Source organism: Amycolatopsis dongchuanensis (genome assembly GCF_039542405.1).
GTDB lineage: Bacteria > Actinomycetota > Actinomycetes > Mycobacteriales > Pseudonocardiaceae > Amycolatopsis_E > Amycolatopsis_E sacchari.
This window is the reverse complement of the sequence record NZ_BAABIB010000123.1, coordinates 1-11526: the sequence shown is the minus strand read 5'-3', so window position 1 is coordinate 11526 and position 11526 is coordinate 1. Positions and strand designations below refer to the sequence as shown.

Here is an 11526-nt window from a genome sequence, read left to right as displayed (position 1 = left end):
CGCCGACTGACTGCAACACCAGCCCCACCAACCACAACACGAGTTACGAGACATCCCTTAGGGCCAGTGCGGCCTTCGCGGCGTGCTCGCTCGCCTCCGGGGGGATGACCAGTAACACCATCCGGTGCCAGGCGTACCCGGACACCAGCACGGTGTGCTCGTCCAGCGAGCGGAACCCTTCGAGACTGACTGCCTGACCGTCGACCAGTACGCGGCGCGGCGCCGCCGTCCAGGCGTTGACGTTGAACGCGACCCGGCTCGGCCGCCCGAGCCGGTGTTTGAGGCCGGCGATCATCGCGGGGAACTCGGCAAGTGAATCCCGCGACCGCGGCCACCAGGCGCCGTCGACCGTCCCCATGGCCGCGGCTTTCGGCTTCAAGATCAACCGCAACGCCTGCCTTGCGGAGCTGGACGGGGTGATCGTGGCAGTTCTGCGATAGTGCGAGCCCAACGTCATGTCGGTGCTCCCGTCTCCGGCCGGGAACCAGCCGGTACAGCTGTTCGCCGGCAGCGACGTGGACGTGACTGTCGACGCGCGGAATGCTCCCGGTACCACCGACACTACGCCGTTCCCGAGATATCAGCGCCGCTCGAGGCCGCGGCAGGAACCCCGCTGCGTAGACGATCATGGACTCCAGCTGTGGCCCGCCGAACGTAGACGTAGCGGGCAGGGATGTTGAGCGCGCGGCAGAACGAGAGCTGCACCTGGAAGACCGTTGCTGTGGCGACCTCGGCTTCGTAAGCGAAGGCGCATCGGACGCGCAATTGCCTTATGCCGCCGGTTGCTTTCAGCCCTCGCTCGTAGCGGACGGTGACTGCGGTCGCGGCGGTGCGCTGCCGACACAGACACAGCCGCGGTTCAACCCGCGAGCCACCGTCGCCGAGCAGTACCTGATTCCGATCGAATCGTGCGCGTCCCACCTATGCGGACACTCCGCACACATGATGCCAGCCGCTGGTGCGGCGACGGTTGCTTTTCCCTCGGTGGTCGGCATGCCGCTGGTTCCCTCTTTTCGTGCATCGGTCAATCGCGGATCGTTTCTCGTGGGGGAGACGAAAGCGGTGTTCGAGTCCATTGCTCCTCCTTGTCCAGTGGAATGACGGGCCTGGTGGCGGCGTGCGGATCTCACCGCGGCGTGGCGCGTAGTGGCGCGCCGACTTCGTGCAGGTGTCGGAGTACCTGGCCGTAGGAGTGGAACAGCCCGCATTGGCTATAGCTGATGCCGCGCGCGGCGCAGAAGTCGCGCACGATTGGCTGCGCCCGGCGCAGGTTGGGCCTCGGCATGCTGGGGAACAGGTGGTGCTCGATCTGGTAGTTCAGCCCGCCCAGTGTGAAATCCACCCACCGACCGCCGTGTACGTTGCGGGAGGTGAGTACCTGCTTACGCAGAAAGTCCCACGTGTGGCCGTCGGACGTGGTGGGCATGCCTTTGTGATTGGGAGCGAACGAGCATCCCATGTAGACACCCCACAAACCCTGGTGCACCAGGATGAACACGATCGCCGTTAACGGCGACAGCACGAGGAACACCGCGGCCAGATAACCGCCGACGTGCGCGGCCAGCAACGCCTTCTCCAGATGGCGCTGCTTCACCTCGCCCCGCCACACGGCCTGGATGCTCGCCCAGTGCAGGTTCAGGCCCTCCAACAACAGCAGCGGAAAGAACAGGAACGCCTGGTACTTCGCCATCCAGCGCAGGAGCCCGCGTTTGGTGCCTCCCTGGTGCTCGGTGAAGGCCAGTACCGGGATGTCGAGGTCGGGGTCATCGTCCTCGTGGTTGGGGTTGGCGTGATGGCGGTTGTGCTTGCCGATCCACCAGCCGTAGCTGAGGCCGACCAGCCCCGCGTGCGCGAACCCCATGGCGTCGTTGGCGCGACGACCGCGGAAGATCTGCTTGTGGCCGGCGTCGTGGCCGAGGAAGGACAACTGCGTGCACACCACCACCAGCAACGCCGCCGTGCCCAGTTGCCACCACGAATCCCCGAGGTAGCCGAACATGACCCAGGTACCAGCGAACGAGGCGACCGTGAGCGCGCTTTTGACCACGTAATAACCATGCCGACGCCGCAGCAGCCCCGCCTGCTTGATGCTGCGGGACAATTCGGCGAAATCACTACCGTGCCGCCGACCGGCGGCAGGTGCGACCGTCATTCGAGACCTCCTATGGTGCCGCTGGTGCGCACCGGGGTCTCGAGCGCGATGTCGCGATAACCGCGATCATGTTCCAGCGTACCCGTGCGCTGACGCACGCAAACGGGCGCGACGCCGATCTGTATCAGGAGCCGGTGGGAGCCAGGCCGTGCTCCGCCGTCACCGGTAGGTGGGGGTATTCCGGTGTGCGGTGTTGGAAGGCCAGGATGGCGCGGTTGCGGATGGTGCCGCCGCGGATTTCGATGGCCCGGTCGATGGTCATGTCGGCGTCCCAGCCGGGCGACCCGGCGAGCACGGGCCGAAGGTGCGGCAGCAGCGCCTCGCTGATCTCCCAGGTCGCGGAGTTCCACAGGTAGGACGGGCTGTGGTCGACGGCGTAGTAGGTGACGTTGTCGCCGACGACGAAGGTCGGCTGGGTGAACGAGGTGGGGCGCGCCCAGCTGAAACCCATGGCCTCGTCGCAGGAGACGTCGACGATGAGGCTACCCGGGGCGAGCGCCGGGAGGTCGTCATCGAGGAGAAAGGTCAGCGGCGCAGTGACGTCCTGTAGCACGCAGTTGACGATGATGTCGTGTTCGGCGAGGAAACCGGCCAGCGGCACCCGTCCGGCGGTGGTGAGCGCGCGGCTTCGGCGGGGATCGGTCCCGTTGTTCACGTCGTGGTCGAAGTGCACCATCCGCGCGGAATGGATCGGCGAGCCGACCGCGGTGACCCCGCGGTGGGTGAGGACATGGACGTCGTGTACGCCGTGCGCGTTCAGCGCGGTAACCGCCCCGCGCGCGGTAGCCCCGAACCCGATCACCACCGCACGTAACCGGCGGCCGTAATCGCCCGTCGCTCCCGTGCTCGCCAGGGCATGCAGGACTGAGCAGTAGCCGGCCAGCTCGTTGTTCTTGTGAAAGACGTGCAGGTTGAACGAGCCCGTGGGACTCCAGTGGTTCATCGCCTCGAAGGCGATCAGCGTGAGCCTCCTGTCGATAGCGATCTGGGTGAGCTCGCTGTTCTGGACACAATGCGGCCAGCCCCACAACACCTGTCCTGGGCGCAGTCGGCGAAGATCCTCCGGCAGCGGTTTAGCCAGCAGGATCACCTCGCGGTGCGCGATCAGCTCTTCCCGAGACCTCAGACCGGCGACGGAGAACGCCAACTGCTCGTCGGACACGCCGAAACGGGCGCCATAGCCGTGTTCGAGGTAGATGCGCTCCCGCAGGTCCGCGTCGATCCGCGGGAAATGCAGCGGGTGGATCGGCAGCCGGAATTCGTTCTCCTTCAGTGAACGCGACAGGACCCCGAGAGTGAGCTGGTTCACGTACGCCTTTCCGGTCCGTTCGCGCCGTATGCGGGTGGGAGCTGGGCATTGGGGGCGGCCTGATCGAGGTCGGCCGAGCGGAGCCGGAAGACTTGCAGCGTGAGCCCGAAGTACTTGCTGGTTTCGCCGACCCAGTGCATGCCGTTGCGGCGGACGGTGGCGGCGGCCCGGGTGTTTCCCGGCCGGACGACGGCGAAGATCTCGTCGACGTCGTGCCGGAAGGCCCAGCCGGCCAACGCGTAGGTGGTTTCGCTGGCGTATCCGTTGCCCCAGGTGTCGGGGTGGAGCTGCCAGCCGATTTCGAGATCCTCGTTACCCGGCGGGAGGGGAAGCAGAATCGCCCCGCCGATGACGTGGCCGTCGCTGCGTCGCTCAAGCGCCCAGCGCCCGGCTGGTAATGCCGTGCGGGCGGATTCGGCGATCCATTGCTGCAGCAGCAAGCGCATGGCCGCCAGATCTGGGACTCGGTCCATGACCGGGCTGAGCCAGCGCGCCACCGCAGCGTGTCCGTAGACGGCCAGCGCCGCGGGCGCGTCCTCCACCTGCCAGCCCCGCAGAACCAGCCGCGGGGTGACCAGGGAAGGGCCCGGCTCCGGCGTGGTGGGATCGTTTGCAGTCATGGCGAGTTCGTCTCCGGTTGTGCTGACAGACCCGCGGTGAAGCCGCCGAAGCCTGCTCGAGGTGTTCATCGGATCCGGCCGCCGTCGACTTCCCAGCGCTGTGTCGCTGCCTCCATGAGCCCCGTGCCGTTGTTCTCCGGCGCGGCAGCCGGTGTGACGCGGCTGAACGCGAGAAGCGCCTCGGCACTGTCGACGTTGTCTCGCTGCGATGCCGTCACCAGGGCGTGGTGCGCGGCCACCGGGCTGGCTTCGGGTGGGATCACGAGCAGGGTCAGGCGTTGCCGGCCCTGCCCGGTCACCGTCACGGTGTCGGGGTGCTGCGAAATGAACCCCTCCAACCGGACCGCGCGGCCCTCGACCGTGAGACGGCGACCGGCTGACTCCCACATGGTCAGGTTGTAGGTCACGCGCTCGATCCGGCCTGGCCGAACTGCCAGCACCGCAAGCAGCGCCGGCACTTCGGTGGCCAGGTCCCGGGATCGGGGCCACCACGCGCCGTCGACATACCCCGTGGTGGGCGCCTTCGGCTTCAACCGCAAGCGCAGCGCCTGCCGAGGCGGCTCGGTGACCGTCAAGGCCAAGGGGGTGGCGATCAGTGTGTGCGGGCTCGGCATCATGCCGATACTCCCGTCCCGGCCGCAATACGGCCGACCTGGGCTTTCGTCGAGGACGACGCGGGCTTGACCGCTCGCGTACGAGATGCTCCCGACACCACCAACACTACGCCCCAGACGGCCACCCGGGCGTGACAATCACCATTGGCCACCAACTACTGGTTCGCCCACGACACCCTGGCCGAGGACGACGACATGCTGGCCCACGAGTTCGGGGATCCGGGGCCCGATCCTGACCGGATCGGGACAGCACAAGTGTGCTGTGGCATCGCGACGGCGACGGCGACGGCGACGGCGACGATGGCCACGGACGCACCTCAGCAGGTTGCCAGTTAGCTGCTCGTGGGATTGCGGGGCCGCAGGGGCTCTCAAGGTTGGCGGTTGTCGCCGTGGTGGCGTTGGCTCGGGGGGACGGTGGGGTGGAGCAGGAGGTCGGCGGTCGTGTTGTCCTCGATCACGGCGAGGGCGAGGTCGCTGAGGCGTTGGTTGGTGTTGCGGGCGTGGTTGCGCAGCAGGGTGAAGGCTTGGGCCATGTCGAGCTGGCCGCGGCCGGAGAGCACGCCTTTGGCCTGTTCGATGATCACGCGGCTGTTGAGGGCTCCCTGGAGTTGCTCGGCGAGCACGTCGGCGCGGCGCACGGTCTGCTGGTGCAGGATGCCGATGGTGGCCATGTCGGCCAGGGCCTGGCCGACGCGCAGGTCGGCGTGCGGTAGCAGGCCGGGTTCGGCACGGAAGAGATTGAGCGCGCCGATGGTCTGACTGCGCAGCCGCATCGGTAGGGCGTGGACGGAGCGAAATCCCTCCCGGATGGCGCGCTCGGTGAACCGCGGCCATGGCGCGGTGGCCGCGCGCAGGTCCGCAGCTGTGACCGGCTGTCCTGTGCGGAAGGAGTCCAGGCAGGGGCCTTCGTCGGCCTCCAGCTGGAACAGCTCTACCACCCGAGCCTGCTCTGCGGACGAGGACACGACCCGCAGGTGGCCGCGCTGGTCGGACAACACCAGCCCGGCCGCGTCGATGGGCAGCAGCCGCACGCAGTACTGGGTCAGCCGGTCCAGCAGGTCGATCACGTCGTAGTCGTCGACCAGCGTGTCGGCCAGGTCGACCAGCGCCTCGGCCAGCGCCGGCTCATGGTCGTCAGAGGCATTCATCGAAGCTCCTCGTCGTCGAATCGCAGTCGCCGCGCGACCACGTCCCTGGCCACCTCGTCGATGGGCCGGTCGTGCGCGAACGCGTAGCCCCGCAGCTTCGCCAGCGCGGTCGTGGCAGGGAGGCCCAACTGCCCGATGATCATCCCGGTGGCTTGGTACACCTCGGTCCGGTGTAGCGGCGCACCGGACAGCCAGTTGGGCAGGTCTGTCGGTCCTGTCCCGTTGGTGGTCGCGTCCATTGTCTCTTCCGCCCTCAGGCCCAGCAACGACCACAGGGCGGCATCCGCCGCCCGCAACGCCCCGGCCAGCCCATCCCCGGCCAGCACACCCGGTTGCAGGTGGTAGAGGTCCAGCACGCCGAAGGTGATCGCACCGAGCTGCAGGGGGAAGACAAACAATGCCCGTACCGGACTATCGCGGGCGGCATGGGCGAACATCGGCCAGCGCCCGTCGGCTACCTCGGCCAGGTCGGTGACCAGTACCGGCCGACGCTCGGCGAACGCCTCCACACAGGGGCCCTCGCCCAGACTGAACTGCAGCGCGTCCAGCTGGCTGACCACCGCATCGCTTGCATACACCGGCTCCTGGGCGTCGGTGCCGGTCATCAGCGTGATCGCCGCCCCACTGACCGGCAAGAACTCCACACAGGCCGCACCGATCCGCCGCGGACCGTCGGCGCCACCCTCGGCCGCAATCGACCGCAACAGCACCGCCAGCCGGTCGAGGTCAGTCACGCCCAGCCGCCACCGACTGCGGAACCAACGAGCAGGAACACGCCCACAGGGTCATCGCGAAACTCCGTCCACCTAGCGGTGAGCTCACCGGTGGCATGACGACACCGCGCCAGCGCAGCAGCCACTTCCCGTGCCCCCGTCGCGGGCTGCCTCAGACTTTACACCCGAAATCCGGCCTCCTGGGGCGTTCTCGTCGTCAGCCGCCCCCGGCCAGCCAGCGGGTCGGCGTCGTGGGGGTGCTCCGCCGTGCTGATGGTGTGGCTCAGCGACAGCTGGCGGTCCAGGCCGGTGGCCGTCAACGCCCGGGTCACGCAATGGTTCTGCCCGGTCACCACACGCAGCCCGATGTCGCGTTGCTCGGCCCGTATCTGAGCGTGGGCGAGCACGGACAGGCCGGACGCGGCGAGAAAGTCCAATTCGGACAGATCGATGATAAGCAGATCCAGCGTGCCGCGCAGGCCGCAGCCGAGCATGTCGGCCAACCTCGGCGCGGTCAGCAGATCCAGCTCACCCCGCGCAGTGACGACCGTGGTGCCACGGCTGGGCCGCTGCACACTCAGTCTCAGCGCTGACGGTGACGCCGCCCGGACGGTATCGCTCGCCCGACACGGCTGCCCCGGCCTGTCCACGCGCCCTCCCTCACATTCCCCGCGAGAAGCCGTGTGTCAACCGCGCACCCGCGGTTGACACACGGCACCGAAGGAGCGGTTGACCGAAGTTCACCAGCCACTCGGTGTTTGTGTAGGCCCGCGCGCGTGCTCTGGCCGGTCCCCGCTGTCCCCACGCTCGTCGGGGCCACCGTCGCCGGCAGGCAAAGGCTGGCCGCCGGGCAGGACGGTTCGTGGGGTCTTCCGGTTGGCGTTCCACTGCAGCGCTGCGCGCAGCTGGTGCGGCGACAGGCGCGCCCGGTCACCCAGCCAGGACACGGACGAGTCCCGTATGCCCGGTTCGACGCTGGCCCGGCATAACCGCCCGAACCATCGCTGCTCGTCCACCCACGCGCCCCGGGCCTGCTCCACCAGCATCGCGGCGTGGTCGTTCCCGCACGCGGTGGCCAGACGCTGACCGTCCAGGTGGCATCCTGGCTTTCTGGGGCCATCACCGAGGAATCCGGCATCAAAAGCGTCATCCCCGAGCCCGCTGCGACCCGCTGCCCGCAGTGGACACACGCCCGCCCGCCCACACCAGCAGGCGGACCGATGTACCAGTTATCGGTTCTTGGCATCGCAATCTCTCCGTCGTCCTCTGTCTGTCGACACGCGTTTGTCAGATCGCAGATGTCCAACACCGGGTCCGGAGCGCCACAGCATCCACCACCACGCCCAGCCAGCCCCTCGCCGGCTCGGCGCATCACGAGCGCAGTCCCGCCCGGGGTGACAAAGAGCGCACGAACGGTCATGAGATGGTTCCGATGTCCGTGCCGACCCGTGCTCGCGCATGACCCGGCACGGGCTGTTCGGCACGGCTGAGAAAAGTCAGCATGGCACGCTGAGTGTCCTGGATCGCTGCGTCCAGCGTCTGGAGCGTCGCGACCACCTGCTCGTCGATCTCCGGCGAGACGCGCGACACCTCCCTGCTCAAGAGGTCCCGCGCTCGGTGCAGCTGCAACCCCGCCGCATGCAGGTGCCGCGCGACGGCCGCCCCACACCGACGCACACCGTCGCCATCAGAAAGCTGGTCCAGGCCGGACATGTCACTCCGCTCTGTCGCTCGTCGAGGAAAGACAGCGCAACCGGGGGCCGGAGTTGACGTCAGCCAACACAGTCCACGCCCGGTAGCGTGGATTGTCAACCGGAGTGAGGTGTGTTGTCTGAATTCTCCGAGGTGTAACCAGGGCGCTTCCTCGGCGGTGTGGGCGGCGGCGCGTTCACGCGGCCGAGCGATCAGCCACCGAGGGGCCGGAAACCAACTCGCCCTGTCCGACGTCCGGAGTCCGGTGGAACCACGGAGGGCGATGTCACGACGTCCTTGATCCGCGGATTCGTCCCGGCCGCCGCTGCGGCCGCGCTCGTACCGTCCATATCGGACACCGCGGAGGCCGAGCTCGATCCGGCGCTGCTCGACCTGCGCGCGCCGTTGTCTCCTGCGGTGAACGCACCCTCATGCTTGAGCGCACCACGAAGCGGGCATTCGAGTTGGTGCCTTTGCTGGGCTCGTGGACGAAGGCACGGCAGCGACGAGCTACCGCTGCTCCACGGTCGATCTCTTTTTGCGCGCCGCAGCAGAGGAAGCAGAAGTAGCGCGACACGTCGTGACCAAGGAGTCATTGATCCCGCAGGCGTTCCTACCGCAGACGACCGATCACAGTCACTGAGCCGAAGACCATGATCACAGAAGCCAAAGAGGTGACTGTGCGTAAGGTTCGTATACTGGCTCGACTCTTCTTGCGGGAGAAACAGAACGTTTCAGCAGGTAGGAGTACATGTCGATCATGACCTGCGCACCCAACAAGCCAGTATACGAACCTAAACCTGCTGTTCAGCGGGTTGCCGGTCTCCGTGAAGGCCCCTCACGCCAAGGTTCGGCGCGACGGATACCGCCAACCCGCCCGCCGAAACCGCAAAGGTGACTCTACGTGACGGTCGGGCAGGCTGGGGGTGGGCGGTGCTGCGGGAATCGCGACCGGCCGTCCTGGTGGGCCGTGGCTGGGCATGGATGGGACCGGTCGGGACTACATCGCTGGCCGTAGCCGAAGTCCGGCGGGCGTCCTGTTTGTCGGTGGCGCAGGGATGATCGTGGTCATGACTTCCTCAGCCGCCGGACGCGGCGTACGCAAGAAGATTCCCCCAGCCACCGAGGCAGCGCTGTGGGCGCTGAGCAGCGGGACCTGCTATTGGCCCGGGTGCAAGACGCCGGTGGTAGTCGAGGTGCGGCCCGGTGTTTTCAGAAAGAATGCCTGGGTGGCGCACGTGCACGGTGTGCGGCCGAACGCCGCCCGCCACGATCCCAGCCTCTCACCGGACGAGCGCGACAGCTTCCGCCACCTGCTGCTGTTGTGCTACCCGCACCACACAGAGGTGGACGACCCGTCCACCGCGGAGGAGCTGTATCCAGCGGAGAAGCTGCGTAGCTGGAAGACCCAACACGAGGGCCAGGACGAGCAGATACTGGCCCACGTGCGCGTGCCGTCGGACGAGGTACTGCTGGATCACCTCGTTGAGGTGTTCACCCCTCCGCTGGACCGGCTGGAGATGCTTGTGGACAGGTTAGAGAAGACGGGCGACGCCACAACCGAGACGCTGGGCGACCTGCGCCGAGTGCTGACCGTCATGCAGGCAGGCGAGGGCATGCTCAGCGCACGGGCGGCAAACGTGCTCTCTGCCGCAGTGGAGGTGTTCGGCAGCCGAACCTTCGAACGGCACATGACCACGCTGGCACACGCATCCGACGTACTGCCCCAGGTGTCGAAGGGCATCACCAGGCCACCGGATTGGTGACCGCAGGCTTACGTGCTCTGTTCGGCGGCAACGGACTCTTCGAAACTCGCCGGCGGTCTTCTTCCGCAGCCACGGCCGCAGCGCCTCGCACCTCAGGTGCATGTCGCCCATAGCGGCCTACTTCGCCCAAGCGCGCACGACGGGCACGGCGGCTAGGAGGTCACGTGCTGCGAACATGCGGCCCTCGGTGTTCTTCGGGTACACGGCCGGGCCGTTGCCCTGGGTCAGGTGCACCACGCGCGCTCCGGCGACCAATGCGCCGTAGACGTCGGCGTCCAGCCGGTCGCCGATGTGCACCACGTGCTCGATGTCGGCGCCGTGGCGCGCGGCGATGCCACAGCCACGGTTCGGGCTTCGCTCCACCGAGCTGGTAACTCGTGTATACCTCGACCAGTTCGCCGCGGTGTGTTGCCTTCACCGCCGCGACCCGCTCCGGCCCGCCCGTGACAGCCATGTTCGACAGCGCCACCACGGGCGCTATCCGGCACAGCTCGTCCAGGGCGCGACCTGTGTATTCGTACGGGGAGTATCCGCGGTCCCAGGACGTCGGGAACTCGCTGGGCGGAATCAGTAGGCGCTGACATACCTGAGTGGCGAGCTCGTCGGTCAGCTCGGGCGCGCGGTGCAGCAGGCAGCGGACGGTCTCGACGACGCGATGCGGGGCGACTGGAGTCAGCGGGGACAGTGCGCGCAGGACGGCGCTGGTCGAGTTGCCCGTGAACGTGCCCGTGGTGTGGCCGAGGTCGACCACGATCACGCTAACCACGGCGCACCGCCGCACTGCGCTCGCGGAACAGCAGGCACTGCGCAGTCCAACGTGGCCAGGCCAATTTAGCTGGGCGCGTACGCCTTCCGCTCGAAGTCGGTCCAACCGAAGCTTCCGCGATAGGTGAAGAAGGCCGTGTTCGGGGCAGGCAGTCCAGTCGCGCGACTCGAACGCGTCGGTATGCGCCACCAGCGGCGCGTGTTTTGTCGGCGGGTCCGGTCACGGTCCGGATGTGCATTGGCGCTCCTTCCTTCCGCGGCTTGGGATCTCGTTTAGGGGTCGGGCAGGGCAGGGCGGAGGCGATGCCCGGCCCGGCCCGCCGAAGAAGCCCAGCGGCGGCAGCCGTGCGGGTGATGCGGGAACTCGCAGGCGCGCAACTCCACCGGTTGCTTGGCTGCCTCACTCCGGCGGACCTTGCTGGTGTTCTGCCGGTTGCCGTTCCCTTGCAGAGAGCTGTCGTTACTGACCTGTGGGCGACGCGGCGTGCAGGAGCACCCTCAGTCCACTTTCGTTTTCCACGGTGGTCTTCGTGGTCAGCTTCTTGTTGTGCAGCGCCGACAGCAGGCGGTAGGTCTCGGCCAGGCTCATACCGGATTGGTCAGCGACTTCGCGGCAGTTCATGCCTTGTTCCGATTCGGTGAGGACTTCCAGAATCTTGCGCTCATCAGTTGACAAGGAGCTGTTTTCCGGCTCTTCACGATCCAGGGTGTAGTTGCGGCCTGAACCCGCCGGTCTCCAGTAGTGAT

Annotated in this window: 15 protein-coding genes; 3 read left to right on the top strand and 12 right to left on the bottom strand. The window is 67.4% G+C overall.

All coding sequences use genetic code 11. The annotated features are described in order from the left end of the window. Positions 1 to 43: 43 nt before the first annotated feature. The 6 genes from ABFX51_RS31300 to ABFX51_RS31280 all read right to left on the bottom strand — a co-directional run bounded on the left by ABFX51_RS31300 (position 44) and on the right by ABFX51_RS31280 (position 4656). Entirely contained in the window at positions 44 to 457 is a 414-nt protein-coding gene (locus ABFX51_RS31300; protein ID WP_346055856.1) for a DUF5994 family protein, read from the bottom strand. A gap of 331 nt (positions 458 to 788) precedes the next feature. Then, a complete protein-coding gene (locus ABFX51_RS39735) occupies positions 789 to 995 on the bottom strand; it encodes an RGCVC family protein (protein WP_428832518.1) in 207 nt (68 codons plus the stop codon). Positions 996 to 1126: 131 nt separating this feature from the next. Then, positions 1127 to 2152, bottom strand: coding sequence for a fatty acid desaturase family protein (locus tag ABFX51_RS31295; protein ID WP_346055854.1), 1026 nt, complete (start codon positions 2150 to 2152; stop codon positions 1127 to 1129). A 124-nt stretch (positions 2153 to 2276) separates the two neighbouring features. Next, the gene (locus ABFX51_RS31290; RefSeq protein ID WP_346055853.1) at positions 2277 to 3461 is read right to left on the bottom strand and encodes a N(5)-(carboxyethyl)ornithine synthase; all 1185 of its coding nucleotides are present in this window, start codon (positions 3459 to 3461) and stop codon (positions 2277 to 2279) included. Beyond that, the gene (locus ABFX51_RS31285; protein ID WP_346055852.1) at positions 3458 to 4081 is read right to left on the bottom strand and encodes a GNAT family N-acetyltransferase; all 624 of its coding nucleotides are present in this window, start codon (positions 4079 to 4081) and stop codon (positions 3458 to 3460) included. Before ABFX51_RS31285 ends, ABFX51_RS31290 begins: the two co-directional genes overlap by 4 nt. A gap of 65 nt (positions 4082 to 4146) precedes the next feature. After that, a complete protein-coding gene (locus tag ABFX51_RS31280; protein WP_346055851.1) occupies positions 4147 to 4656 on the bottom strand; it encodes a DUF5994 family protein in 510 nt (169 codons plus the stop codon). A gap of 183 nt (positions 4657 to 4839) precedes the next feature. Between ABFX51_RS31280 and ABFX51_RS31275 the strand changes: the two genes are divergently transcribed. Next, positions 4840 to 5031: a hypothetical protein gene (locus ABFX51_RS31275; RefSeq protein ID WP_346055850.1), complete on the top strand. Its 192-nt coding sequence runs from the start codon at positions 4840 to 4842 to the stop codon at positions 5029 to 5031. A gap of 32 nt (positions 5032 to 5063) precedes the next feature. Here ABFX51_RS31275 and ABFX51_RS31270 read toward each other — a convergent pair whose 3' ends face one another. The 4 genes from ABFX51_RS31270 to ABFX51_RS31255 all read right to left on the bottom strand — a co-directional run bounded on the left by ABFX51_RS31270 (position 5064) and on the right by ABFX51_RS31255 (position 8269). Next, the gene (locus ABFX51_RS31270; protein ID WP_346055849.1) at positions 5064 to 5843 is read right to left on the bottom strand and encodes a GAF and ANTAR domain-containing protein; all 780 of its coding nucleotides are present in this window, start codon (positions 5841 to 5843) and stop codon (positions 5064 to 5066) included. Further along, on the bottom strand, positions 5840 to 6577 hold the full coding sequence (locus tag ABFX51_RS31265) for a GAF and ANTAR domain-containing protein (RefSeq protein WP_346055848.1): 738 nt from the start codon (positions 6575 to 6577) through the stop codon (positions 5840 to 5842). The genes ABFX51_RS31270 and ABFX51_RS31265 overlap by 4 nt, the downstream gene beginning before the upstream one ends. Positions 6578 to 6735: 158 nt before the next feature. Further along, entirely contained in the window at positions 6736 to 7131 is a 396-nt protein-coding gene (locus ABFX51_RS31260) for an STAS domain-containing protein (RefSeq protein ID WP_346055847.1), read from the bottom strand. Positions 7132 to 7972: 841 nt separating this feature from the next. After that, positions 7973 to 8269, bottom strand: a complete 297-nt coding sequence (locus ABFX51_RS31255) for a Rossmann-fold NAD(P)-binding domain-containing protein (protein ID WP_346055846.1) — start codon at positions 8267 to 8269, stop codon at positions 7973 to 7975. Positions 8270 to 8732: 463 nt separating this feature from the next. On the opposite strand from ABFX51_RS31255, the gene ABFX51_RS31250 reads away from it, so the two are divergent. Together ABFX51_RS31250 and ABFX51_RS31245 are read left to right on the top strand one after the other, a co-directional pair. After that, positions 8733 to 8891 carry a hypothetical protein gene (locus ABFX51_RS31250; RefSeq protein WP_346055845.1) on the top strand — a complete coding sequence of 53 codons (159 nt, stop codon included), beginning with the start codon at positions 8733 to 8735 and terminating at the stop codon, positions 8889 to 8891. Positions 8892 to 9306: 415 nt separating this feature from the next. Continuing rightward, positions 9307 to 10014 (top strand): hypothetical protein, encoded by a 708-nt coding sequence (locus tag ABFX51_RS31245; protein WP_346055844.1) that lies wholly within the window; start codon positions 9307 to 9309, stop codon positions 10012 to 10014. A 117-nt stretch (positions 10015 to 10131) separates the two neighbouring features. Here the strand turns inward: ABFX51_RS31245 and ABFX51_RS31240 are convergent, their stop codons facing one another. Together ABFX51_RS31240 and ABFX51_RS31235 are read right to left on the bottom strand one after the other, a co-directional pair. Then, positions 10132 to 10377, bottom strand: a complete 246-nt coding sequence (locus ABFX51_RS31240) for an HAD hydrolase-like protein (protein WP_346055843.1) — start codon at positions 10375 to 10377, stop codon at positions 10132 to 10134. An 862-nt stretch (positions 10378 to 11239) separates the two neighbouring features. Continuing rightward, the coding region (locus ABFX51_RS31235; protein ID WP_346055841.1) for a helix-turn-helix domain-containing protein at positions 11240 to 11526 on the bottom strand (287 nt) is incomplete at its 5' end.

Coding starts and splice junctions, on each gene's coding strand:
- ABFX51_RS31300 (WP_346055856.1), bottom strand. CDS start 457: ATGACGTTGGGCTCGCACTATCGCAGAACTGCCACGATCACCCCGTCC.
- ABFX51_RS39735 (WP_428832518.1), bottom strand. CDS start 995: ATGCCGACCACCGAGGGAAAAGCAACCGTCGCCGCACCAGCGGCTGGC.
- ABFX51_RS31295 (WP_346055854.1), bottom strand. CDS start 2,152: ATGACGGTCGCACCTGCCGCCGGTCGGCGGCACGGTAGTGATTTCGCC.
- ABFX51_RS31285 (WP_346055852.1), bottom strand. CDS start 4,081: ATGACTGCAAACGATCCCACCACGCCGGAGCCGGGCCCTTCCCTGGTC.
- ABFX51_RS31270 (WP_346055849.1), bottom strand. CDS start 5,843: ATGAATGCCTCTGACGACCATGAGCCGGCGCTGGCCGAGGCGCTGGTC.
- ABFX51_RS31255 (WP_346055846.1), bottom strand. CDS start 8,269: ATGTCCGGCCTGGACCAGCTTTCTGATGGCGACGGTGTGCGTCGGTGT.
- ABFX51_RS31245 (WP_346055844.1), top strand. CDS start 9,307: ATGATCGTGGTCATGACTTCCTCAGCCGCCGGACGCGGCGTACGCAAG.